Origin of the sequence: Streptomyces sp. CLV115 (assembly GCF_038448545.1) — a bacterium.
In the GTDB taxonomy this organism is placed as follows: domain Bacteria; phylum Actinomycetota; class Actinomycetes; order Streptomycetales; family Streptomycetaceae; genus Streptomyces; species Streptomyces sanglieri.
On record NZ_JBCEWQ010000022.1, the window covers coordinates 40,430 to 64,282 of the forward strand.

23 protein-coding genes are annotated in these 23,853 nt (G+C 72.4%); 11 read left to right on the forward strand and 12 right to left on the reverse strand.

Annotation, left to right across the window (positions count from 1 at the left end; genetic code table 11):
- Positions 1–142 precede the first annotated feature (142 nt).
- On the forward strand, positions 143–340 hold the full coding sequence (locus AADR41_RS11210) for a hypothetical protein (protein ID WP_342281194.1): 198 nt from the start codon (positions 143–145) through the stop codon (positions 338–340).
- Positions 341–437: 97 nt separating this feature from the next.
- Here the strand turns inward: AADR41_RS11210 and AADR41_RS11215 are convergent, their stop codons facing one another.
- The 3 genes from AADR41_RS11215 to AADR41_RS11225 form a co-directional block, all read right to left on the reverse strand.
- Positions 438–1,511 carry a prenyltransferase/squalene oxidase repeat-containing protein gene (locus AADR41_RS11215; RefSeq protein WP_342281195.1) on the reverse strand — a complete coding sequence of 358 codons (1,074 nt, stop codon included), beginning with the start codon at positions 1,509–1,511 and terminating at the stop codon, positions 438–440.
- Positions 1,508–2,266 (reverse strand): class I SAM-dependent methyltransferase, encoded by a 759-nt coding sequence (locus AADR41_RS11220; protein ID WP_342281196.1) that lies wholly within the window; start codon positions 2,264–2,266, stop codon positions 1,508–1,510. The genes AADR41_RS11215 and AADR41_RS11220 overlap by 4 nt, the downstream gene beginning before the upstream one ends.
- Before the next feature lie 63 nt (positions 2,267–2,329).
- Positions 2,330–3,661, reverse strand: a complete 1,332-nt coding sequence (locus AADR41_RS11225) for a glycosyltransferase family 4 protein (protein WP_342281197.1) — start codon at positions 3,659–3,661, stop codon at positions 2,330–2,332.
- A 230-nt stretch (positions 3,662–3,891) separates the two neighbouring features.
- On the opposite strand from AADR41_RS11225, the gene AADR41_RS11230 reads away from it, so the two are divergent.
- The 8 genes from AADR41_RS11230 (at position 3,892) to AADR41_RS11265 (ending at position 10,899) form a co-directional block, all read left to right on the forward strand.
- Positions 3,892–4,503 carry a TetR family transcriptional regulator gene (locus AADR41_RS11230; RefSeq protein ID WP_342281198.1) on the forward strand — a complete coding sequence of 204 codons (612 nt, stop codon included), beginning with the start codon at positions 3,892–3,894 and terminating at the stop codon, positions 4,501–4,503.
- Between the two features lie 114 nt (positions 4,504–4,617).
- Positions 4,618–4,968 (forward strand): DUF4190 domain-containing protein, encoded by a 351-nt coding sequence (locus tag AADR41_RS11235; protein ID WP_342281199.1) that lies wholly within the window; start codon positions 4,618–4,620, stop codon positions 4,966–4,968.
- A gap of 232 nt (positions 4,969–5,200) precedes the next feature.
- Positions 5,201–6,442, forward strand: coding sequence for a substrate-binding domain-containing protein (locus AADR41_RS11240; RefSeq protein WP_342281200.1), 1,242 nt, complete (start codon positions 5,201–5,203; stop codon positions 6,440–6,442).
- A gap of 3 nt (positions 6,443–6,445) precedes the next feature.
- Positions 6,446–7,237 (forward strand): ABC transporter ATP-binding protein, encoded by a 792-nt coding sequence (locus AADR41_RS11245; RefSeq protein ID WP_342281201.1) that lies wholly within the window; start codon positions 6,446–6,448, stop codon positions 7,235–7,237.
- On the forward strand, positions 7,234–7,980 hold the full coding sequence (locus AADR41_RS11250; protein ID WP_342281202.1) for an ABC transporter ATP-binding protein: 747 nt from the start codon (positions 7,234–7,236) through the stop codon (positions 7,978–7,980). Before AADR41_RS11245 ends, AADR41_RS11250 begins: the two co-directional genes overlap by 4 nt.
- Positions 7,980–8,867: a branched-chain amino acid ABC transporter permease gene (locus tag AADR41_RS11255; protein WP_342281203.1), complete on the forward strand. Its 888-nt coding sequence runs from the start codon at positions 7,980–7,982 to the stop codon at positions 8,865–8,867. The genes AADR41_RS11250 and AADR41_RS11255 overlap by 1 nt, the downstream gene beginning before the upstream one ends.
- Complete coding sequence (locus AADR41_RS11260; RefSeq protein WP_446751014.1) at positions 8,864–10,018, forward strand: branched-chain amino acid ABC transporter permease; 1,155 nt, start codon at positions 8,864–8,866, stop codon at positions 10,016–10,018. The genes AADR41_RS11255 and AADR41_RS11260 overlap by 4 nt, the downstream gene beginning before the upstream one ends.
- The gene (locus tag AADR41_RS11265; RefSeq protein ID WP_342281204.1) at positions 10,015–10,899 is read left to right on the forward strand and encodes an alpha/beta fold hydrolase; all 885 of its coding nucleotides are present in this window, start codon (positions 10,015–10,017) and stop codon (positions 10,897–10,899) included. Before AADR41_RS11260 ends, AADR41_RS11265 begins: the two co-directional genes overlap by 4 nt.
- Before the next feature lie 21 nt (positions 10,900–10,920).
- Here AADR41_RS11265 and AADR41_RS11270 read toward each other — a convergent pair whose 3' ends face one another.
- Together AADR41_RS11270 and AADR41_RS11275 are read right to left on the reverse strand one after the other, a co-directional pair.
- Complete coding sequence (locus tag AADR41_RS11270) at positions 10,921–12,903, reverse strand: helix-turn-helix domain-containing protein (RefSeq protein ID WP_342281205.1); 1,983 nt, start codon at positions 12,901–12,903, stop codon at positions 10,921–10,923.
- A gap of 74 nt (positions 12,904–12,977) precedes the next feature.
- Entirely contained in the window at positions 12,978–13,784 is an 807-nt protein-coding gene (locus tag AADR41_RS11275) for a 3-hydroxybutyrate dehydrogenase (RefSeq protein WP_342281206.1), read from the reverse strand.
- Between the two features lie 283 nt (positions 13,785–14,067).
- Between AADR41_RS11275 and AADR41_RS11280 the strand changes: the two genes are divergently transcribed.
- Complete coding sequence (locus AADR41_RS11280) at positions 14,068–15,537, forward strand: extracellular catalytic domain type 1 short-chain-length polyhydroxyalkanoate depolymerase (protein WP_342281207.1); 1,470 nt, start codon at positions 14,068–14,070, stop codon at positions 15,535–15,537.
- A gap of 52 nt (positions 15,538–15,589) precedes the next feature.
- Here the strand turns inward: AADR41_RS11280 and AADR41_RS11285 are convergent, their stop codons facing one another.
- From AADR41_RS11285 to AADR41_RS11315, 7 genes are all read right to left on the reverse strand, one after another.
- Positions 15,590–16,468 (reverse strand): urease accessory protein UreD, encoded by an 879-nt coding sequence (locus AADR41_RS11285; protein ID WP_342281229.1) that lies wholly within the window; start codon positions 16,466–16,468, stop codon positions 15,590–15,592.
- Between the two features lie 59 nt (positions 16,469–16,527).
- Positions 16,528–17,169: an urease accessory protein UreG gene (ureG, locus tag AADR41_RS11290; RefSeq protein WP_342281230.1), complete on the reverse strand. Its 642-nt coding sequence runs from the start codon at positions 17,167–17,169 to the stop codon at positions 16,528–16,530.
- 176 nt (positions 17,170–17,345) lie between these two features.
- Positions 17,346–18,044 (reverse strand): urease accessory protein UreF, encoded by a 699-nt coding sequence (locus tag AADR41_RS11295; protein WP_342281208.1) that lies wholly within the window; start codon positions 18,042–18,044, stop codon positions 17,346–17,348.
- 121 nt (positions 18,045–18,165) lie between these two features.
- Complete coding sequence (gene ureC / locus AADR41_RS11300) at positions 18,166–19,890, reverse strand: urease subunit alpha (RefSeq protein WP_342281209.1); 1,725 nt, start codon at positions 19,888–19,890, stop codon at positions 18,166–18,168.
- Complete coding sequence (locus tag AADR41_RS11305) at positions 19,890–20,300, reverse strand: urease subunit beta (protein ID WP_342281210.1); 411 nt, start codon at positions 20,298–20,300, stop codon at positions 19,890–19,892. The genes ureC and AADR41_RS11305 overlap by 1 nt, the downstream gene beginning before the upstream one ends.
- Before the next feature lie 106 nt (positions 20,301–20,406).
- Positions 20,407–20,721: an urease subunit gamma gene (locus tag AADR41_RS11310; protein WP_342281211.1), complete on the reverse strand. Its 315-nt coding sequence runs from the start codon at positions 20,719–20,721 to the stop codon at positions 20,407–20,409.
- 4 nt (positions 20,722–20,725) lie between these two features.
- The gene (locus AADR41_RS11315; protein WP_342281212.1) at positions 20,726–21,712 is read right to left on the reverse strand and encodes an urea transporter; all 987 of its coding nucleotides are present in this window, start codon (positions 21,710–21,712) and stop codon (positions 20,726–20,728) included.
- A gap of 505 nt (positions 21,713–22,217) precedes the next feature.
- Between AADR41_RS11315 and AADR41_RS11320 the strand changes: the two genes are divergently transcribed.
- Positions 22,218–23,852 carry an alpha/beta fold hydrolase gene (locus AADR41_RS11320; protein WP_342281231.1) on the forward strand — a complete coding sequence of 545 codons (1,635 nt, stop codon included), beginning with the start codon at positions 22,218–22,220 and terminating at the stop codon, positions 23,850–23,852.
- Position 23,853: the final 1 nt, after the last annotated feature.

Here is a 23,853-nt window from a genome sequence, read left to right on the forward strand (position 1 = left end):
GTCAAGCGACTTTGAGCTACCGTCATCCCACTGCCGCGAACCGCGGATGGGCCGGCCCCTGCCAAGGGCCCCGCATGGCCTGCCTGTTGGTGAGCGCAGTAGATCCGGACTGGGCATCGTCACAGGGAGAACGAGCATTGTCATGCAATCAATCAGTCCAGCTGTGCTGTGGGCCGGAGTCGTGGTCACTCTGGCCTATTTCGTATTGGTCGGTTACCTCATCAGGTCCCTGCGGACCAACAGGCGGCTGCCCTCGGTGATCGCGGCCGTGACGGGGCTCGTGGGTGCGCTTCCCGTGGTGCTCTACGCCCTGTACGCCGCGCTCAGCACCCCGGTGTAGACATCCGCGCGACGTACGCGTCCGGCTCGGGGAAGCGGCGGCACGAGAACCGCTTCCCCCAGTCGCGCGGCCGGTGCCCGGCCCGGGTCCTTTCGCCTCAGCGGCAGCAGTCCGGTTCCAGTCCGCGCGGCAGGTGTTCGCCGCCGAAGACCTCCCCGGTCGCCTCGTCGCCGCCGAGCGCGGCGACCGCGAGCAGCAGTGATCCGGCGGTCCAGGTGGTGAGCTCCTCCGGCCAGAACGCCCGGTTGCCCTCGAAGACGTACCCGGTCCAGTACATGCCGCCCTCGGCGCGCAGATGCTTGATGGACTGAAGGATCTCCAGCGCCCGGTCGGACTCGCCCATCACCCAGAGCGCCAGGGCGAGTTCGCAGCTCTCGCCGCCGGTCACCCAGGGGTTGGGCAGGACGCAGCGCACTCCGAGGCCGGGGACCACGAAACGGTCCCAGCCCTCCTCGATCCGCTCCTTGGCAGCGGTCGCGGTGAGCGCGCCGCCGAGGACCGGGTAGTACCAGTCCATCGAGTAGCGGCTCTTGTCCAGGAAGCGTTCCGGGTGGCTGCGGATCGCGTGGCTCAGCGCTCCGGTCGCCAACTCCCAGTCGGGCTGCGGCTCTTCGCGCCGTTCGGCGATGGCGAGCGCGCAGCGCAGCGCCTGGTGGATGGAGGAGCAGCCGGTCAGCAGCGCGTCCTCGACCGGGGTTCCGTCGGCTTCGCGCTTCCAGCCGATCTGGCCGCCGGGCTGCTGGAGCCGCAGGACGAACTCGACGGCGGCGTAGACGGTCGGCCACATCCGGTCGACGAACGCGTCGTCGCCGGTGGCGAGGTAGTGGTGCCAGACGCCGACGGCCACGTACGCGCAGAAGTTGCTCTCCAGCGAGCGGTCGGTCGGCCGGTCCGGGTCTCCGTCGTGGTACGCGGCGTACCAGGAGCCGTCCTCGTTCTGATGCCGGGCCAGCCAGTCGTAGGCGCGCTCCGCGGCGGCGTGCTCGCCCGCCGCGTCGAGGGCCATGGCGGCCTCGGTGTGGTCCCACGGGTCGAGGTGGTGGCCGCGGAACCAGGGCAGGGCGCCGTTTCGGCGCTGCACGGCGAGCAGGGCCGCGACGGTCTCGGCGGCCTCCTCGGCGGTGAGGACCCCGGGCAGTACGAGGTGCTCGGTCTGCTCGGGAACGGTCACGCCTCGGCCTTGGTGAGGTCCTCGGCCGCGGCGGCCACGGGCAGGTGCGGCTTGGTCGCGTACGCCACGAAGCTCTTGCCGACGACCGGGTTGAGCAGCTGCTCGGCGACCCGGGTCGCCATCGGCTTCTTCATGATGTCCCAGACCAGCAGCTTGTGGTACGCGCGGACCGGCAGTGCCTTGTCGTTGTCCACCCCGAAGGCGCACTTGAGCCACCAGTACGGCGAGTGCAGGGCGTGGGCGTGGTGGGTGCCGTACGGCTTGAGGCCGGCGCCGCGGATCTTGCCGAGCAGTTCGTCGGCCTTGTAGATGCGGATGTGGCCGCCCTCGACCTCGTGGTAGGCGTCGGAGAGCGTCCAGCAGACCTTCTCGGGGCCGTAGCGCGGCACGGTGATCGCGATCCGGCCGCCGGGCTTGAGGACCCGGACCATCTCGGCGAGCACGCCCTTGTCGTCGGGGATGTGCTCCATGACCTCGGAGATGATCACGACGTCGAAGGACCCGTCGGGGAACGGCAGGTTGAGCGCGTCGCCCTCCATCGCGGTGGCGGTGGCTCCCTCGGGGGCCTCGCCGGCCTCCTTCATCGCGGCGAACCACTTCGCGACCTCGCGGATCTCCTCGCCGTTCTGGTCGAGGGCCACGACCTGGGCGCCGCGCCGGTAGCACTCGAAGGCGTGGCGTCCGGCGCCGCAGCCCAGGTCGAGCACTCGGTCACCTGCGGCGAGCGGGAAGCGGGTGAAGTCCACGGTCAGCACGAATGCCTGCTTTCGCGGTCGGGGGAGGTCGGGGGGCGGGTACGACGGGAACGGGCGGCGGTGTCAACGACCGCGGCCGGGGCGCGTGGCACCGGACCGGGCGGCGATCGCCTCGCGGTAGAGGGCGGCGGTTCCGATGGCGGCCTGCTTCCAGGTGAAGCGGGAGAGCACCCGGTCACGGCCGGCGGCACCGAGCCGGGCCCGCAGCTCGGGGTCGCCGAGCAGCCGGGCGAGCGCGTCGGCCAGCGCCCCGGCGTCGGCGGGCGGGACGGCCAGGCAGGTCTCGCCGTCCGGGCCCGCGACCTCGGGGATGGCGCCGCCGGTGGTGGCGACGAGCGGGGTGCCGGTGGCCATGGCCTCGGCGGCGGGCAGCGAGAACCCTTCGTACAGCGAGGGGACGCAGGCGATCTGGGCGCCGCGCACCAGGTCGACGAGCTCGGCGTCGCTGATGCCCTTGACGAACTCGACGGCGTCCCGGAGTCCGTGCCGCTCTATGGCCTGTGCGACCGGTCCGTCCTCGGCCCGCCTGCCGACGACCACGAGGTGCGCCTCCGGGTTCCCGGCACGGAGCTTGGCGAGCGCCTCGACGAGGTGGACGAGGCCCTTCAGCGGGACGTCGGCGCTGGAGGTGGTGACGATCCGGCCTGGCACCTCGGCGACCGAGGGGTCGGGCGACCAGAGGTCGGTGTCGGCGCCGATGTGCACGACGTGGATGCGGTCCGGGCGCACCTCGAGGTGGTCGACGATCTCCTGCCGGGAGGAGCCGGAGACGGTGAGCACCGAGGGCAGCCGGCGGGCGACCCGCTTCTGCATCCGGGTGAAGCCGTACCAGCGGCGTACGGAGGCGCGCCGACGGCGGGTGCCGGCGGCGGCCAGGTCGAGCTGCCGGTCGACGGTGATGGGGTGGTGGATCGTGGTGACGAGCGGGGCGCCGAGGTCGGCGAGGAGTCCGTAGCCGAGCGTCTGGTTGTCGTGGATGACATCGAACTCGCCGCGGCGGGCGGCGAGATGGCGCCGGGCGCGCAGGCTGAAGGTGAGCGGTTCCGGGAAGCCGCCGGTCCACATGGTGGCGACCTCGGCGGCGTCGATCCAGTCGCGGTACTCGCCGCGCTTCGGGGTGCGGAACGGGTCGGGCTGGCGGTAGAGGTCCAGGCTCGGCAACTCGGTGAGCGGGACGCCCTCGTCGAGCACCGGATAGGGCTGGGCGCCTATCACCTCGACGCTGTGCCCGAGGCGGGCGAGCTCGCGGGCGAGGTGGCGTACGTAGACGCCCTGGCCGCCGCAGAAGGGGTTGCCCTTGTAGGTGAGGAGTGCGATGCGCAACGGACGGTCGTCGGCGGTGCCGGACGTGTCGCTGCCCGTGCGGGGGCCCGACTCTATGGCCTCAGCGGTCACACTCGGCCCCCTTCTCCCTGCGTGTTCGCCGGAGCGTAACCGCTCACGCTAATCTAGAACAAGTTTCAGACTGGATCGTTCAATGAGCTACGAATCTACCGGCAGGTAGCGTCGGTGCAACGGCCGGATCAGGTGATTCGCGCCACCACCGGGCACGCTGGCATGCTGTGCGCCCCCGGGAGACCGAGCGCCTCCCTCCGGTCGCGGACAGAAGCCATGGATGGGGACACATGACAGCTGAGGCCAAGCCGGCATCGCCGCCCCTGACCGAACGGCAGGAGGCCCGCCGCCGCCGCATCCTGCACGCCAGCGCCCAGCTCGCCGGCCGGGGCGGCTTCGAGGCGGTGCAGATGCGTGAGGTCGCGGAGGAGGCCGGGGTCGCCCTGGGCACGCTGTACCGCTACTTCCCGTCCAAGATCCACCTGCTGGTCGCCACCATGCAGGACCAGCTCCAGCACATGCACACGATGCTGCACAAACGTCCGCCGGCCGGCCAGGACCCGGCCCAGCGGGTCGCCGACACCCTGATGCGGGCCTTCCGCGCGCTCCAGCGCGAGCCGCATCTGGCGGACGCGATGGTGCGGGCGCTGACCTTCGCGGACCGCAGCGTCAGCCCGGAGGTGGACACCGTCTCGCGGATCACGACGGCGATCATCCTGGACGCGATGGGCCTGGAGCATCCGACCCCGGAGCAGCTGTCCGCGGTCCGCGTCATCGAGCACACCTGGCACTCCGCGCTGATCACCTGGCTGTCGGGGCGGGCGTCGATCGCCCAGGTGAAGATCGACATCGACACGGTGTGCCGGCTGATCGATGTGACCAGCCCGACAGACACGCCTTAGCACATGCGGGGCCTGCCCCGTGGCGCCTTCATCACATTCCTCACACCGTTCTGACCGAAAGAGCCACAATCCGCTCTTTACCATGGTCATGACCAGCACCGATGAGAGGAATACATGGCCCACCAGTCAGGCATTGCAGGCGACGCGACGGGGACTCAGGCCCCCGGCGGACCGGGGTACGGCGTTCAGCCGCCGGTCGGCTACGGGTACCCGGGCGTTGCCCCGCTGCCCAGCGGCAAGGCGACCGCCTCGATGGTGCTCGGCATCCTCGGCCTGGTGCTCGTTCCGATCATCCTGCCGATCGTCGCGCTGTGCCTCGGCGTCTCGGCCAAGCGCATGGCCGACCGGGGCGAGGGCGGCGGCCGCGGCCAGGCGGTCGCGGGCATCGCGATGGGCTGGGTCGGCATCGCGTTCGCCGTGCTCGGCGTCACCGTGGCCACGATCCAGGGCATCAGCGCGATGTGACGGGCCACCACCCAGGACCCGCGCACCACGCGCCACACACCCGCGCACCGCGCGCCGGCCGCGCAGCGGAACCGTACGATCCGGTTCCCCTGCGCGGCTTTCGCCTTCCGGTCCCATGTGCGGCCCCCACATGCGCACCGTGTCAGGTGGGGCGCTCTGCACCATGTCGACGGGGGCACGGTGTTCATACGGTTCGGCGACATCACATGAACACGCCGAGGAGCCGGTCACCATGCGTCGCAGAGCCACAGGCACCGCCCGTCACCGCAGATCCCTCCACGCCGCCGTCGCACTGACCTGCGCCGGCCTCGTGCTCACCGGGTGCACCGCCGCCGGAAAGGCCGGCGAGAGCGATTCCGCCGGGGGCGCGAAGGACGCGACCGTGAAGGTGGGCCTGGTGTACTCCCGTACCGGCCTCCTCGCGGACTACGGGAAGCAGTACCGCGACGGGTTCATGGCGGGGCTGGACCACGCCACGAAGGGCACCCGGAAGGTGGCCGGGCACCGCATCGAGGTCACCGAGCAGGACGACGCGGGCGATCCGGGCAAGGCGGTCTCCGCGGCGAAGAGCCTGATCGGCAAGGGCTACAAGGTGCTGGCCGGCACCACCGACTCCGGGGTGGCGCTCCAGATGGCGCCGCTCGCCGCCCAGAACAAGGTGCTGTACATCAGCGGCCCGGCCGCCACCGACGCCGTGACCGGCATCAACGACTACACCTTCCGCTCGGGCCGGCAGTCCTACCAGGACATCCTCACCGCCGGGACGATGCTCGGCGAGGCCAAGGGCAAGAAGGTCACGGTGCTGGCCCAGGACTCCACGTTCGGCCAGGCCAATGTCGCCGCGGTGAAGGCCGTCCTCGGCGCCGGGGGCGCGGAGGTCGGCTCCGTGCTGGCTCCGCCCGGCGCCACCGACCTGACCCCGTTCGCCCGGCAGGTCAAGGCCGGCGGACCCGATCTGGTCTTCGTCGCCTGGGCCGGCTCGACCGCGCCGGCGCTGTGGACCGCGCTGGACCAGCAGGGCGTGCTGGAGGCGGGCAAGGTCGTCACCGGTCTCGCCGGAACGGCCTCGTACCCGGTCTTCGGCGACGCCGGTTCCAAGGTGTCGTTCCTGGCGCACTACTTCCCCGGCGCGGGCGGCGGCAACGCCGTGGAGAAGTCGATGCTCGACTCGGTCGCCAAGGCCGGTGGCACCCCCGACCTGTTCACCCCCGACGGCTTCACCGCCGCGCAGATGGTGGTGCGCGCGGTCGAGGAGGGCGGCACCACCGACACCGCCGCCATGGTGAAGGCCCTGGAGGGCTGGAGCTTCGACGGGGTGAAGGGCAGGGAGCAGGTCCGGGCCGAGGACCACGCCCTGGTGCAGCCGATGTTCGTCGCGAAGCTCAGGGGGAAGGGCGCCGGAGCCCGGCCGGAGCTGGTGAGCACCGCACCGATGGACGAGGTGGCGCCGCCCGCGAAGCCCTCGGCGGGCTGAGCGATGACCGCACCGGACACCACCGCCGGGCACCCGGGCGGGGCGCGGACCGCCGCCCCGGTGCTCCGGCTGGACGGGCTCGGCTGGGGCGTCGGCGGGGCGACGATCGTCGAGGACGTCACGCTGAGCGTCCACGAGGGCGAGTTCCTGGCCTTCATCGGCCCCAACGGGGCGGGCAAGACCTCCCTGTTCAACCTGATCAGCGGGCTGACCACGGCCACCTCCGGCACCATCGCGCTGGACGGCACCGACATGACGGCCGACCCCGCGCACGCACGGGCACGGCGCGGCATCGGCCGGACCTTCCAGACGTCCAGCCTCTGGCCGGCGATGAGCGTGGCCGACCACGTCCGGCTGGCCGCCCAGGCGGCCCGGGGCGGCTCCCACCGGCTGTGGCGGCGGGCGTCCCGGTACACCGCCGAGGTGGACGGCGTACTGGAACGCACCGGCCTGGTCCACCGGGCACGGGCGGCGGCGGCCGAACTGTCGCACGGCGAGAAGCGGAAGCTGGAGCTCGCGGTGCTGCTGGTGGGCGAGCCGCGGCTGATGCTGCTCGACGAGCCGATGGCCGGGGTCAGCGCGGAGGAGGTCCCCGCACTGACCGAACTCATCCGCACCCTGCACCGGGACGAGGGCCGCACGGTCCTGATGGTCGAGCACCACATGGACGTCCTGCTGGGGCTGGCCGACCGGCTCGCCGTGATGCACCACGGAAGGCTGCTGGCGCTGGACACCCCCGAGGCAGTGACCGCCGACCCGACCGTCCAGCAGGCCTATCTCGGGGAGGGGCTGTGACCACCGGACCCCTGCTCGCCGTACGGGACCTGCGGGTCCTGATCGGCGGCCGGCACATCCTGCACGGCGTCGAGCTGGACGTGGCCCGGCACGGGGTGACCGCGCTGCTCGGCCGCAACGGTGCCGGGAAGACCACGACCGTACGCGGCGTGCTCGGCCTCGTCCCGCGCACCGGGAGCGTGCGGCTGGACGGCGAGGAGACCGTCTCGATGCCGACCCACACCGTGGTGCGCCTCGGCATCGGTTACGCGCCCGAGGACCGCGGTGTCTTCGCCGGGCTGACCGTCGCGGAGAATCTGCGGCTGGCCGAGCGGCGCGGCGCGGACGGGCCCGCCTACGGACTCGTCCATGAGCTGTTCCCCGAACTGAAGCGCAGAGAGCGGCAGTTGGCGGGGACGCTGTCCGGCGGGCAGCAGCAGATGGTGGCCATCGGCCGCACCCTGCTCAACGGAAACCGGCTGATCATCGCCGACGAACCCACCAAGGGCCTGGCGCCGAAGGTGGTCACCGAGGTCGCCCAGGTGCTGGAGCGGGCCGCCGAGGCGGTGCCGGTGCTGCTCGTGGAGCAGAACCTCGCCGTGGTGCGGCGTCTGGCCCGGCACTGCGCGGTGCTCGCCGACGGCCGGACCGCCCATCAGGGACCGGCCGCCGAGCTGCTGGGCGACGCGGAGGCCGCACGGCGCCTGCTGGGTGTGGGACACGGCCCGGCCACCGAAGCACCTTCCGTGGAGGCGGATTCCTGATGTCCACCGTCGTTCTGCTCACCATGACCGGACTCGGTCTGGGAGCCCTCTACTTCCTGATCGCATCGGGACTCTCGCTGATCTTCGGGCTGATGGACGTGCTCAACTTCGCGCACGGGGCGCTGCTCTCCATCGGCGCGTACGGCACCTGGTGGGCGGCCTCCGGCCATCTGCCGGGCGCCGGTCCGGGCGGGGCGGGCTTCGCCCTCGCCGTCCTGTTCGGTACGGCGGTGGGCACCGCGGCCGCCGTCCTGCTGGAACTCGCCGTCGTGCGGCCGCTCTACACCCGGCCGCGCGAACAGGTCCTCGCCACGGTCGGGGTGGGGCTCGCCGTCCCGGCGCTGCTGTCGGGCATCTGGGGCCCGGACGCCCGTACCTTCCCGGGTCCGAAGGCACTGTCCGGCACGTTCGGCCTGCTCGGCGCGCAGGTGCCGGTCAACCGGCTGGTCCTGGTCGCGGCGGCCCTCGTCGTCCTCGTGGCGCTGCGGCTCTTCCTCGGCCGCACCCGGCACGGTCTGGTCGTACGGGCCGGGGTCGAGGACCGGGCGATGGTCACCGCGCTCGGTGTCGACGTGCGGAAGGCGTTCACGCTGGTCTTCGCGATCGGGGGCTGCGTGGCCGCGCTCGGCGGGGCGCTCGGCGGCCTGTACTTCGGCTCGGTCGACCCGCGTCAGGGCACCTCGCTGCTGATCTTCGCGTTCGTCGTGGTGGTCACCGGGGGCATGGGGTCGGTGAGCGGCGCCGCCGTGGCGTCGGTCGTCATCGGCCTGGTCCAGCAGTTCGCCAACTACTACACCGCAGCGGGCCTCGGCGACCTGGCGGTCGTCGTGCTGCTCGCCGCGCTGCTGCTCGTACGGCCGCGCGGACTGACCGGGAGGCTCGCGTGAGCACCGCCACCGAGACACAACACCGCACCGGCGGGGAGCTCCCGGCCGCGCAGGCGTCCGGGAGCGCCGTCCGGCTGCTGCGCCGCTGGTGGCCCGCCGCCGCACTGCTGGTCCTGGCCCTCGCCCCGTTCAGCGCGCTGCCGCTGCCGGGACTTCTGGACGGCCCGCTCGGCAGCCCGGGAAGTCTCCAGCTTCTCGCCACCTGCCTGCTGTTCGGCGCCCTGGCGACCGGTTACGACCTGCTGCTCGGCCGCACCGGGCTGCTCTCCTTCGGGCATGCGCTCTACTTCGCGGCGGGCAGCTACGCCACCAATGTGTTCCTGCTGGAGGCGGGCCTCCCGTTCGCCGTGTCCGCACTGCTCGGCGTCTGCTGCGGGATCGCGCTCGCGCTGGTCCTGGGCTCGGTGAGCCTGCGGGTCACCGGCATCGGCTTCTCCATGGTGACGCTGGCGTTCGCCCAGGCCGGATCGATCCTGGTCTCCCGCAACCCCGGCGGTCTGACCGGCGGCGAGGAGGGCCGGGCCGCCCCGGCCGAACTGCTGCCGTCCGGGCTGGTCGGCATCGAGAACACCGCGAACCTCTACTGGCTGGCGCTCGGCTACCTGGTCCTGACGCTCGCCGTCGTCCACCGGGCGGTCAACTCCCCCACCGGACGCGTCTGGGAGGGCATCAAGGAGAACGAGCGCCGGGTGGAGGTGCTGGGGCTGAAGCCGTACGGGTTCAAGCTCACCGCCTTCGTCCTGGCGGGCGCCCTGGCCGCGCTGGGCGGTCTGGTCCACCTGCTGCTCACCGGCGGCTCGACCCCGCAGACCACCACCTCCGACTTCACCCTGTCGCTGCTGGTGATGGTGGTGCTGGGCGGATCGGGCACCCGGTGGGGGCCGATGGCCGGCGGCATCCTCTACACCTGGGCGGATCACCGGCTCGGTGATCTGGCCGGCTCGGGCGCGGTCGCCGGACTGCCCGCGGTGCTGCGGGTGCCGCTCTCCCAGCCACTCTTCCTGCTCGGCGTGCTGTTCGTCGCCGTGGTACACCTGCTGCCCGGCGGACTGGCCCGGCTGCCGTCCCGGCTGCGCGGGGCACGCCGTACGCCCGCCGCCGCCGAATCGTCCAGGGACGGCGAGTCCCGGAAGGAGAACGGACGCCCGTGATCGCGTACGAAGAGGTACGAGTCCCCGTCGCCGGGGGCGAGTTGGCGGTGCTCCGGTGGCCGGCCCGGGATCCCGGCGCGCCGGTGGTGCTGGCCCTGCACGGCATCACGGCCAACGCGCTGTCCTGGGGGCCGGTGGCGAGGCTGCTGGACGGCCGCGTCACCCTGGTCGCGCCGGATCTGCGCGGCCGGGCCGGGAGTTCGTCGCTGCCGGGTCCGTACGGGATCGCCGCGCACGCCGACGACGCGGCCGCCGTGGCCGCGGCGCTGGGCACCGGCCGGGTGGTGCTGGCGGGCCATTCGATGGGCGCGTTCGTGGCGGCGCTGGCCGCCGTGCGGCACCCGGAGCGGTTCGGGCCGCTGCTGCTGGTGGACGGTGGCATCGGCTTCCCCGCTCCCACGCACCTCGCGCCGGACGAGCTGATGACCGCCGTGATCGGCCCGGCGATGGACCGGCTGTCGATGACCTTTCCGGACCGGGACGCGTACCGCGCGTTCTGGCGGGCCCACCCCGCGTTCGCGGACGCCTGGTCGGACGAGGTGGACGCGTACATCCAGCGGGATCTGACCGGGGAGGAGCCCGCCATGCGCTCCACCTGCCGGATCGAGGCGGTGCGCACCGACGGCATCGGCCTCTTCGGCGAGGAGGTGCTGACGGCGGTACGGAAGCTGCCCGTTCCGGCGACGCTGCTGTGGGCGCAGCGCGGGCTGATGGGCGAGGAGCAGGGCCTGTACGACGAGAGCCGGCTGGCGGCGGCGGATCTCGGGGGTACCCGGGTGACGCCGGTCGCGGTCCGGGGCGTCAACCACTACACGGTGCTGACGGGGGACGCGGGCGGCAAGGAGATCGCCCGCCGGCTGCTGGACCTGTCCGGCGTCTGAGGAAGCGGGGGCGGGCGGCTCCTACCGTTCCCGGCCGCCCGCCAGCAGGTGCAGTCTCAGGGCCAGTTGCAGCTCCAGGGCGCGACCCGGTTCGTTCCAGTCGCGCCCGAGCAGCGCCTGCACCCGGTCCAGCCGCTGCACCACCGTGTTGACGTGCACGTGGAGTTCGTCCTTGGCCCGGACGAGGCTGCCCCCGGAGCCGAAGTAGGCGGCGAGGGTGCGCACCAGGTGGGTGCCGCGCCGCGCGTCGTACTCCAGCAGCGGGCCGAGCGTCGCCGAGACGAAGCCGTCGACGTCCTGGGCGTTGCCCAGGACCACGCCGAGGAAACCGAGCTCCTCGACGCAGGCCCCCTCGCCGGTGCGCCCGAGGACCCGCATCGCGCGCAGGCAGCGGGCGGCCTCCCCGTAGGCGGCGGCCAGTTCGCGGGCGCCGCGCGCCGGGCCGGTGGCGGCGACGGTGACGGGGGTCTGGGCGAGCCGGCCGAGCTGGGCCGCCGCCGCACGGGCCGCTTCGCCCGCGGCCGGTCCGGGGTCACCGGCCGCCACCAGCAGCACCACGGCCCCGGCGTGTTCCGCGCTCACCCCGTGGATGTCCCCGCCGAACAGATAGCGCATCGCGGCGGGGGCCAGCCGTTCCCGGGCCCCGCCCTCGGCCACCAGCAGCAGATGCGGGCGGTCGAGGTCGATGCCCAGCCGGCGGCCGCGTTCGGTGAGTCCGGCCGGGTCGCGGTCCGCGTCGGTCAGCAGGTCGGAGATCAGCTCGCCCCGGATCCGGTTCTCGGTCTCGGCGACGGTGCGCCGCAGCAGCAGGAGCAGTCCGGTGACCACCGAGGCCCGCTCGAACAGCCGCCGGTCGGAGTCGTCGAGCTGCCCGCGCCGGTGCAGGACGAGACCGGCCAGGAGCTCCTGCCCGGCGAGGACCGCGCAGATCCACCGGCCGTCGCGGTGCACGGCGCGGGCGCCGGTGCGGGACTCCTCGGCGGTCTCGGCCAGCCAGCCGGCGTCCATGCCGTCGGCGGCGAAGTCCGCGCCGTCGGGCCGGACGGCCGCCAGCGGCCGTCCGCCGGGGTCGTGGATGGTCAGCGGGGAGTCCAGCAGCCCGGCGACCGCCGCGGCGACGTCCTTGACGTCCCGGCCGCGCAGCACCAGGTCGGTGAGCCGGTCGTGGGACTCCTCGGCCCGGCGCATGGCCGCCGAGTGCTCCCGCACCGCGGCGTTGGCCTCGGCCAGTTCGGCGTTGGTGTCGGCCAGTTCGTCGAGTGCGGACCGGGTGTCGGCGAGCGCGCGGGCGGTGTCGATGGCGATCGCGGCATGGGCGGCGAGCGAGCAGAGCAGGGCGACCTCGTCGGGGCCGAAGACGCGGGGGGCCCGGTCGGCGGCGAAGAGGACGCCGATGACCTTTCCGGTGCCGCCGCGGCTGGAGCCGAGGAGCAGCGGCACGCCCAGGATGGCGACGAGCCCGTCGTCGAGTACCGCGTAGTCGATGTTGCGGGTGTGGTGGAAGCGGTCGTCGGTGCGGTAGTCGTGGGTGGCGTAGGGGCTCGCGGTCTGCGCCACCAGCCCGCCGAGCCCTTCGCCCAGCTCCAGCCGCAGGCGCTGGAAGGCCACCGACACCGACCCGTCGGTGACCCGCATGTAGGTGTCGCCCGCCTCCTCGTCGGGGAGCGTGAGGTAGGCGGTGTCCGTGCCGAGCAGCATCCTGGCCCGGCGGACGATGGCGTTCAGCACCTCGTCCAGGTCGCGGGAGGCGGCCAGGTCGCCCGCGGTGTCGAAGAGCGCGGTGAGCTGGAGTTCGCGGCGGCGGTGCTGGCGCAGGGCGCCCCTGATCCGCAGGGCGGCGGCAGTGCCCCGCTCCACCTCCGCCAGATCGCCGGCGGACACCCCGGCGGCCCGCGCCTGGGAGGAGACGGCGCCCAGTGCCTCGGCGGGGGCGTCGTCGGCCAGCAGGTCGAGCAGACGTCGCAGATGGGGTGCGGCGGAGGTGGAGGCGGACGGTTCAGACATGGGCGGCCAGGATTCGTCGGGGGCGGGATTCGTGGAGGCCGGGATTCGCGGGGCGGGATTCGCGGGGCGGCGGGTCAGTTGGCGGTCCAGCCGCCGTCCATGGCGAGCGAGGTTCCGGTGATGTGCCCGGTGCGCGGCCCGCACAGCCACAGCACGGCCTCGGCGACGTCGCCTGGGTCGATCAGCCGCTTGATCGCACTGCGTTCCAGCATGACCCTGCCCACCACCTCCTCCTCGGAGATGCCGTGCGTACGGGCCTGGTCGGCGATCTGGTTCTCGACCAGCGGGGTGCGTACGTATCCGGGGCAGACGCAGTTGCTCGTCACCCCGTGCTCCGCCGCTTCGAGCGCGACCACCTTGCTGAGTCCCTCCAGTGCGTGTTTGGCCGTCACATAGGCCGACTTGTAGGGGCTGGCCCGCAGTCCGTGCACCGACGAGATGTTGACCACGCGCCCCCAGCCGCGTTCGTACATGCCCGGCAGGGTCCGGCGCAAGATGCGGAACGGGGTCTCCACCATGACGCGCTGGATCAGTGCGAAGCGGTCCGGCGGGAATTCGTGCACGGGGGCGACGTGCTGGAGCCCGGCGTTGTTGACCACGACGTCCACGTCGGCGGGCAGCGCGTCCACCACGTCGGGGACGGCGAGATCGGCCACCCATGCCGTCCCGCCGATCGACTCCGCCAGGCTCTTCGCGGCGTCGGCGGCCTTGTCCACCACGTGCACATGGGCGCCGGCCGCCGCCAGGGCCTGTGCGCAGGCCCGCCCGATGCCGCTCGCGGCGCCGGTCACCAGCGCGGTGCGCCCGGTCAGCGGCAGGTTCGCGGCGGGCGGGACGGTGAGCGGGGCGGGCCCGGGGGCCTGGGGCTGAGGAGTCTCCATGGCCGTCACCGTAAGGAGGCCGGGGCCCACGTCACACGGGGTCGGTGCACACACCGTCGTACGCCGGCATGGTGGCGGCGTACATGGGGCGGGTCCGGCGGCGGGCCTGCGGTGTGCCGGGCCGGGCACGGCGCGCGGCCGCCGGCCGGGGCCCGCAACGGCGGTGCCGCACACAGCCGGTGCCGAGGAGTGGCAGCCGGGCCCATGGGCGGGGGCACGGGGGGCCCGTAGCGTCCGCCGGCAGTGTCCGATCAGCCGGTCCAGCCCTCTCAGGGAGGCACCCGTGCGCCCATCGATCCTGCGACGCCTGCTCCGGCGCGTCGCCCCCACGGCCGCTCTCGCCCTCGTCGCGGCGATGCTCGGTGCCACCGGAGCGGCGCCGCCGGCCGCTGCGGCCGGTGGTCTGCAACAGGTCACCGGCTTCGGCGCGAACCCCGGCAATCTCCAGATGTACGAGTACGCCCCCGCGTCCCTGCCGGCGAACGCGCCGCTGGTCGTCGCCCTGCACGGCTGCACGCAGACCGCGAACGACTACTACACGAACTCGGGCTGGCCGAAGTACGCCGATCTGTGGGGCTTCGCCGTGGTGTTCCCGCAGACCACGGCCGCCAACAACGCGCTGTCCTGCTTCGGCTGGTTCGATCCGGCCGAGGACGGCCGGGGCCGGGGCGAGGCCGCCTCGATCGTGCAGATGGTGGAGTACGCGAAGCAGCAGTACGGCTCGGACGGCCGCCGGGTGTACGTCACCGGCCTCTCGGCGGGCGGCGGGATGACGGCCGATCTGCTGGCCGCCTACCCGGACGTGTTCGCGGGCGGTTCCGTGGCCTCGGGGCTGCCCGCCCAGTGCGCGACGAGCCAGGCCGGCGCGTCCGGCTGCCAGACGGGCCCGCAGAAGCTGACGCCCGCGCAGTGGGGCGACAAGGTGCGCGCCGCCCACCCCGGGTACGCGGGCCCCTGGCCCCGGGTGGCAATCTGGCAGGGCAGCGCCGACTACACGGTGTACCCGGCCAACGCGACGGCCCTGCGCGACCAGTGGACGGACGTCTGGGGCATCGGCCAGACCCCGTCGGCCACGGACAGCCTCCCCGGCAGCACGACGCGCAGCGTGTACGACGACGCCTCGGGGAATCCGGCGGTGGTGACGTACTCCGTCTCCGGCATGGGCCACGGTCTGGCCGTGAGCCCCGGCTCGGGCGCCGAGCAGTGCGGGACGACGGCCGCGTACTTCCTGAACGCCATCTGCTCGACGTATCACACCGGTGTCTTCTGGGGCCTGGACCGGGATGTGCCCGGCGGCGGGGAGCAGCTTCCCGCCCCGTCCGGTCTGCGTGTCACGGACGTCTCGGCGGACCGTGTCTCGCTGTCCTGGGACGCGGTCGCGGGAGCGGACTCGTACGCGGTGCGCCGTGACGGCGCCGAGGTGGCCGCCACCTCCGGTACGACGTACACGGACACCGGTCTCACCGCCGGCACGGCGTACCGCTACTCGGTGACGGCCCTCGACGGATCGGGCACGCCCGGCACCGCCTCGCCCCAGGTGACGGCGACCACCACCGGCGGCACCCCGGCCCGGTGCTTCACCGCGACCAACTACGCGCAGGTGGCGGCGGGCCGGGCGCACACCACGGGCGGTCAGGTGTACGCCAACGGCTCGGACCAGGACATGGGCCTGTACAACGTGTTCGTCACCCACACCCTGCGGGAGTCGCCGGCCGGCCACTTCGTGATCGCGGACGCCGGGTGCGCGGCCTGAGCGGTGTCCGGGGGCCGGGGCGGCGTCCGGCCCCGGTCTCCGGTCCGCGCGGTCAGGTCTTGCGCAGGTCCGGGGCCGGGACGCCGATGAGCAGCCGCCGCACGGCGTCCCACGCGGCGCGCATCGCGCGGGTGAGGGCGGGCGGGTCGCTGCCGACGACCCGGACCCACGCCCCGCAGTCGTCGGGCAGGGTGCTCGCCCCGAAGAGCAGACCGGTCGGTTCGAGCGCCTCGTGGAGGGTGTCGGCGACCCGGGCCGCGGGGGCGAGCGGGGTGACCGCGTACAGGGAGGCCATCAGGTCGTGGCCCGCGAAGACGGCCGGTCCGGTGACCCCGCCCGGCCCGTGCGGGTCGAGCCGGACGCTGTCCACCGCCAGGAGCGTCCCGTCGGGGCGCCGGACCTCCAGATCGCTGAAGAGCATCCGGTAGGCGTGCCGTTCGCCACGGGCCAGCCGTCCGGCCGCGATCGTCTCGCCCAGCAGCACGGTTGCGGTCGGGTCGACGGTCACCCGGGTGTGCTGGTAGAAGCGGGAGTCCCGGAAGGGGATGAGGGAGTCCGGCAGATACTCGACGTAACTCCCCTCCCCCGCAGCCAGGTTGACGATCTGGCTCGCGTGGTCGAACTCCATCCGGTGCACCTTGGTGGCGGCCTGCGTGGTCAGGTGGACCGACGTACCGGGGCCGCAGTCGATGTCGATCCGGTTGCGGTCGGCCTGGATGATGCCGCCGCCGGTCGACATCAGACAGGTCACCGGAAGGTCGGGGCGCAGCGGATCGATGTACAGCGGGCGCATGATCTGCAGCGGTGACTTCTGGTACCGGTCGACGAGTTCGGTCCGCCCGCCCGCCCGCGCGTAGCCCAGTTCGAGCAGGCCGACCTTGCCGGGGCGCCCGGCGGCCAGGGTGTCCGGGCTGCCGGTGAGTTCGAGCATCCGGGCCGGTACCCGCCGGGGTTCGTAGTGCGCGGGGTCCAGCCGCGCGGGCGCCCCGGTCACGCGGAGGCCGTCTCCTGGGCGGCTTCGTGGGACAGGAGGAAGTCGGCGACGGTGCCGAGGCCCTCTCCGGTGAGCGAATTGGTCAGCACCACCGGCCGGCCGTCCCGGACGAGGTGCGCGTCCGACTCCATGACGCCGAGGTCGCACCGTACGTAGGGGGCGATGTCCACCTTGTTGATGACGAGCAGTTCGCACTCGGTGATGCCGGGGCCGCGCTTGCGGGGCATCTTGTCGCCCTCGGCGGTGTCCAGCACGAACAGGAACAGGTCGACCAGCGCGGGGCTGAAGGTGAGGGTGAGATTGTCCCCGCCGCTCTCGAAGAGCAGGGTGTCCACCTCGGGGAAGCGCTCCAGGAGTTCGTCCGCGGCCGCCTGGTTCATCGTCGGGTCGTCCCGGACGGCGGTGTGCGGGCAGGCCCCGGTCTCCACGCCGACGATCCGCTCGGCGTCGAGGATTCCGGCCAGGGTGCGGCGCACATGCGCGGCGTCCTCGGTGGTGAAGATGTCATTGGTGATGACGGCGGGGGTCCGGCCGCGCTCGATCAGCACCGGGACGAGCGCCTCGATCAGCGCGGTCTTGCCGGAGCCGACCGGTCCGGCGATCCCGACGCGCAGTACGCCGTCCTTCGGCCGCCGCATGAGTTCGTCGTCGTGGTGGTGGTGCCTGGCCTGCATGGGGTCGTGCATGGTGGTCCCGTCTGGTGTCGTGTGGTGCGGTGGAAGGGTTGTGAAGGGGTGCCCCGGGGCCTCCCGTCCGGATCACTCCGGGCTCGCGTGCCCCGGCGCCTGATCCGGACCGATTCGGGGGACAGCCCTTAGCTGGCGAACAGCCGTGCCTCGGCGCGCTCGTGGCGTCCGGCCATGGCGTCCGCCACGGGGACGCAGCCCCCGATGTCGGCCAGGTCCCGTGCCAGGGCGGCCTCGACGGTCTCCTCGATCACCGGGGCGGCGCCGTGCAGCACGACCTGCGCCCGGCGGTGGTCGGTGAGCCGCAGCCGCAGGGCGGCCCCCACGAAACCGGCCGCGAAGGCGAACAGTTCGCAGGTGACCGCCTGGCGGACGGGCAGCCCGTTTCCGGCGTGGACGACGGCGGCGACGACCGGCTGGCAGCCGCGTACGGCGCCGTCCCGGTACAGGCCCCGGTACCGCTCGATCGGCGCGGTGCCGTACACCTCGCCGGCCAGGTCCAGCAGTTGCCGCCCGGTGCGGACGGTGGCCTGCCGGGCCTCACGGCCCAGTTTGGTGGCGTGCAGCCGCTGCTCCACGGCCACCACCTGCTCCCAGTCGTCGGCGGCGACCGCACGGTGGGCGAGCGCGAGGGCGGTGGCGTCGGCCGGGCCCACGCTGTGGCGCAGCAGGTCGTGCAGGACCGCCGGCAGGCCGGACGGGGTGACCGCGCGGGCCTGCTGGAAGCCCTCCAGGCCGTGGGAGAGGGTGTAGTAGCCGCTGGGGAAGGCCGAGTCGGTGAGCTGCAGTCCGGTCAGCAGCGCCGGGATCGGTATCGGTTCGTTCACACCGGGGATTCCGTTCGGGCAGTTGTCGGACGATGTATTCGGGCGGTCGTCGACGGACGATGTATCCGGGCGGTCGTCGGTCGAGGGACGCGGGTGGTCGTCAGATGATGTCGGGCATGCGTCAGACGATGTAGAAGAGGTGGTTGAGCGGAAGCCGCTCGGCCGGCTCGATGGTGGCGGGCTCACCGTCCACGGTGACCTTGTACGTCTCCGGGTCCACTTCGATGCGCGGCAGCGCGTCGTTGCGCACCATGTGCTGCTTGCCGATGGTCCGGCAGCGCCGCACGGGCTCGACGCGCCGCTGGAGCCCCAGCTCCTCCGGAACCCCGGCGGCGATGGACGCCTGCGACATGAACGTCACCGAGGTGCGCTGCTTCGCCCGGCCATGGGTGCCGAACATCGGCCGGTAGTACACCGGTTGGGGCGTCGGCAGCGAGGCGTTCGGGTCGCCCATCAGGGCCCAGTTGACCATGCCGCCCTTGATGATCGTCTTGGGCTTGGCGGCGAAGGAGTGGATCGGCCAGAGCACGATGTCGGCGAGCTTGCCGGGCTCCAGGGAACCGATCACGTCCGAGGCGCCGACCGCGGTCGCGGGGTTGATGGTCAGCTTGGCCAGGTACCGCAGGACGCGCGCGTTGTCGTTGCGGGAGCTGTCCTGCGCCAGCGGGCCGCGCATCTCCTTGCAGTGGTGCGCCGTCTGGAACGCCCGGAGGAAGGACTCGCCGACCCGGCCCATGGCCTGGGAGTCGGAGGAGAAGATGCTGATGACGCCGAGGTCGTGCAGTACGGTCTCGGCCGCGATCGTCTCGGCGCGCACCCGGCTGTCGGCGAACGAGACGTCCTCGGGGATGTCGCGGGAAAGGTGGTGACAGACCATCACCATGTCCAGCAGCTCGTCCACCGCGTTGACGGTGTACGGCAGGGTGGGGTTGGTGGAGGCCGGCAGTACGTTGGCCTCGCCGGAGACCCGGATGATGTCGGGGGCGTGGCCGCCGCCCGCACCTTCGGTGTGGAAGGTGTGGATGGTCCGGCCGTCGATCGCGGAGAGGGTGTCCTCGTAGAAGCCGCCCTCGTTGAGGGTGTCGGTGTGGATGGCCATCTGTACGTCGTACTCGTCGGCGACCCGCAGCGCGGTGTCGATCGAGGCGGGGGTGGCGCCCCAGTCCTCGTGCACCTTCAGCCCGGCCGCTCCCGCCTCGACCTGCTCGCGCAGGGCCTCGGGCAGGCTGCCGTTGCCCTTGCCGAGCAGCCCCACGTTGACCGGCAGGTCCTCCACGGCCTCCAGCATCCGGTGGATGTTCCAGGGGCCGGGGGTGCAGGTGGTGCCGTTGGTTCCGTCGGTGGGTCCGGTGCCGCCGCCGAAGAAGGTGGTGATGCCGTTGGACAGGCCCTCCTGGGCCTGCTGGGGCGCGATGAAGTGGATGTGCGTGTCCACGCCGCCCGCGGTGGCGATGAGGTGCTCGCCGGATATCACCTCGGTGCCGGGGCCGATGACGAGCTTGGGGTCGACCCCGTTCTGGAGATGCGGGTTCCCCGCCTTGCCGACGCCGACGATCAGGCCGCCGCGCACCCCGATGTCGCCCTTGACGACGCCGAGGACCGGGTCGAGGACCACGACGTTGGTGACGACGAGGTCCAGCGCGCCCTCGCGGTTGAGCGCGGACGGGTCCTGGGCCATGCCGTCCCTGATGGCCTTGCCACCGCCGTAGACGGCCTCCTCACCGTAGGAACCGGCGTTGTGGTCGTACTCGACCTCGACGATCAGGTTGGTGTCGGCCAGGTGGAACCGGTCGCCCACGGTGGGGCCGAACAGATCCGTGTACTGCTTGCGCGGGATGATCGCCATCAGTTCCGCTCCTCTTCTTCGTTCTTCCCGGCTCCGGACCCGGGCTGTACGAAGCCGAGTTCCGCGGCGCGGCGGAGCGCGTCGCGCCGGGTGTCCGGGGCGGACAGGCCGCCGTTGACGAGTGCGGCGAAGCCGGTGAGCCGGCCGTTGCCGCCGAAGGCGCAGAGCTCCACCTCACGGGTGTCGCCGGGCTCGAAGCGCACTGCGGTTCCGGAGGGGATGTCCAGGCGCATTCCGTAGGCGGCCTCGCGGTCGAAGCGCAGGGCGCGGTTGGTCTCGAAGAAGTGGTAGTGGGAGCCGACCTGGATGGCCCGGTCACCGGTGTTGGCGACGGTGAGCCTGCTCCTGGCACGGTTGGCGTTGATCTCCACGGGGTCGTCCCCGTAGAGGTAGTGGGCTCCGCCCGACATCTGCGTCTCCTAGGTCTCTCAGTCGTCTCGGTCGTCAGCCGCCTCAGTCGCCTGATTCGCCTCAGCCGTCTCGGGCATCTCGGATGTCCAGGACGTCTCGGACGGCTCAGGCGTCCGGGGCGCTGATCGGGTCGTGGCAGGTGACCAGCTTCGTCCCATCGACGAAGGCCGTCTCGACCTGGAGGACGGTGAGCATCTCCCTTACGCCGGGCATCACTTCGTCGCCCTTGACGACCTTGCGGCCCAGCTCCATGCATTCGGCGACGGTGTGGCCGTCGCGGGCGGCCTCCAGGACGGCCTCGGTGATCAGGGCGGCGGCTTCGCTGTAGTTGAGCTTGGTTCCCCGGTCGCGGCGGCGGCGGGCCAGGTCCGCGACCACATAGACATGGAGTTTGTCGATTTCCCGCGGTGCGAGGTTCATGACGTCACGCCTGCTTTCTCGAAGATGTGTGTCCGAAGGAGAGCCCGGGGCGGTCCAGGGCCGGACCGGCCGCCAGGAAGAGCCAGGTCGTCACGGTGAACGGCCAGGTGAAGGGGGTTGTGCCGGACGACCGGGCGAAGGCTTCCCAGGCGGCGGCGAAGGGGACCGAGGCGATGGCGGCGAGTACCGCGTAACCGGCGGTCCACACGGTGGGGGTCAGGAACACGGCGCCCAGCGCGATGGCGCAGAGCACCGCGTTGTAGCCGTACAGCCCGGCGGTGATCGAGGCGGCGGGCAGTCCGGCCGCGCAGGCCGTCACGAGCGCCACGGCGCTGGCGCCCACCGCCGCGAGCGCCACGGTCCGGGAGGCGACGAGGAGCCCGGCGAGCACGATCAGCCCCGCGTACCAGGTGTCGAGGTAGAAGATCTGGCCGATGTTGTTGCAGAGCGCCCGCCCTGCTTCGGCGGTCGTCAGCTCCGTGAACCCTGGCACCCGCGCGGTCGACCCGGCGGCGACCGGGCCCTTCGACAGGGCGGCCGTCAGGGCGCTGACGACCAGACAGTACGGGGCCGTCAGCACGGGCAGCCCGAGGGGGGTGAGCAGGCGGCCCACCGCCCCGCTCAGCACGGCGCAGACCGCCGCCCCGAGTACGACCAGCACCGCGGTCTGCCACGAGGCGCCGAGCCGGATCACCAGGGCGAGGCCGGTCAGGCACCCGCAGTACCCCTGAAGCCCCTGCCCCACACCCTTCCGGTCCGCTCCGAGCAGGACCGCCGCCCCGGTGGACGCGACGGTCCCGAGCAGCCCGAACACCCCTAGCCACCGGCCGCCGACGAACAGCGCGACCGCGAACAGCAGCCCGGACCACGGACTGCCGACGAGCACCACCTGCGCGATGCCGCGCAACTGCGCCGCCCCGGCGTGCGGAACCGCCCGGCCCCAGGGTAATACCCGGCCCCGTATCCGCATCGCCTGTTCTGCCGCGGGCACGTCTTCTCCTTTGAGACATGACGAATGAGGGCACACCGAATACATCCACATCGCCGCAGCCGGGAGATGTGGACCTTGATCAACAATCTGTTGAGACGGTACGCCCGGCAGCGACACAAAGGGATCGGCGGGACGAAAAATCGAAGCGCGACACTCCATGAACCCTCGGTGACACACCCAGGTCAGAAGGCATAAGAACCACTCGACCAACCCCCCGGAACCCTGCCCACGGAGAAATCCTTAGCCAGGTGTTGAACATTCCACATCCACCTTTTGACCAAATGGAAAGCCCCCCAAAGGCACTCCACCCCTTTCCGACCACCCCGAACTCAGAGCCCGCTCACAACGCTCGCGCCTCGACCGCATTTATCATGCATATATAAAATTCAGCAAGAAGATTCGGTTAAATTCCGGCACAAGGGAGCCGACCCGTCGCTCCCCATGGAGACCGGCGCCCGCCACGCCCCCGCAGGGTGCGGAAGCCGTTCATGAGTGAATGGGAGGCATGCTCCTCGACTTCACCCACGACCACGGCGGCGAACGGCTCAGCGGTGTGTACGGCGGTGAGCCGTCCGGGACCACCGCCGGGACCACCGCCGTGTTGCTGCACGGCGCGGGCACCGGCAGCAAGGAGCGACTGCTGCCGCTGGCACGGGAGTTCGCGGCCCACGGCTGCCGCGCGATCGCCTTCGACTTCTCCGGGCACGGCGAAAGCACCGGGAAGCTCGGCGAGTTGAGCCTGCGGCGACGGTTCGACCAGGCCGTGGCGGTGATCGAGGCGTACGCGGGGGCGGACGGACCGCTGGTCCTGGTGGGGTTCAGCATGAGCGGGCAGACGGTGGCCGATCTCGCCCGGCACTACGGGGACCGTGTGGTGGCGATGGGGCTGTGCGCGCCCGCCGTGTACGCCGCCGAGGCGTGGGACGAGCCCTTCGGGGACGGGGACGGCCGGTTCAGCGGAATCATCCGGCAGCCGGACAGCTGGCGGGAGGCACCCGCGCTCGACGCGCTGCGGGCGTACGGGGGCCGGGCCGTGCTCGCCGTGCCGGGCACGGACGCGGTGATCCCGCCCGAAGTGACCGAGGCCGTACAGGAGGCACTGGCCGCGCGCGCCCAGTACACACGACTCGACCTGCCGGACGCGACGCACCGACTCGGCCAGTGGTTCCGCGACCACGGCGACGACCGGCGGGAGTTCGTGGCGGCGGTGCTGACCGGGCTCGGCGACCGGGGCTGGACGGCGACGCGCGCGTGGGTGGCCAAGCAGACAGGCCCCGGCCGCTCGGTGGCCGGCTCCCGTCTCCTGACCGGCGGCTGGAGCTCCCAGATGCGCCGGCTGACCCTCGACGACGGCACGGACCTGGTGCAACGCACCTTCGTGAAGCCCTTCTTCCGCCACCACGCTCCCGGTCTACTGAACCGCGAGGCGTCCGTCCTGGCGCTGCTCGCCGAGCAGGACTCCGTCCCCGCGCCCGGCCCCCTCGCCGTGGACGCCACCGCCGAACACTGCGACCACCCGACCCTGTTGATGTCCGCGCTGCCGGGCCGGGTCCGCGTCGACGGGGACGACCTCGACCGGCGCCTGGACCTGCTCGCGGCCCAACTCGTCCGCATCCACGGTGTCGTACCGGCCGAAAGGCCGCGCCACTACCAGGCGTGGACGTCCCCGGAACGCGTCCGCGCCCCGGACGGCCCCCTGTGGGAGCGGGCCGTGGACGTGATCCGCCGCGACCCGCCGCCGTACGAAGGCCGCTTCCTGCACCGCGACTTCCACCCCGGGAACGTGCTCTTCTCGGGAACGGGGCGCGAGCTGCGGATCACCGGTGTCGTGGACTGGGTCGAGACCTCGTGGGGCCCGGCCGACCTGGATGTGGCGCACTGCTCGACCGCGCTCGCCCTGCTGCACGGACCGGCGTACGGGCTGGACTTCCGCGGCCGGTACGAGGCGCAGGGCGGCCACGGCCTGGCCACCGGCCCCGACCACCTGTACTGGCGGCTGCTCGACGCCCTGCACTACTGCCCGGACGCGGCCAAACTGGCCGGACCGTGGCGCGAGCTGGGACGGGACGATCTGACGCCCGAGGTGCTGGGGGAACGGCTGGAGGCGTACGTGGCCGGACTGCTGCGCCGGTACGACTGAG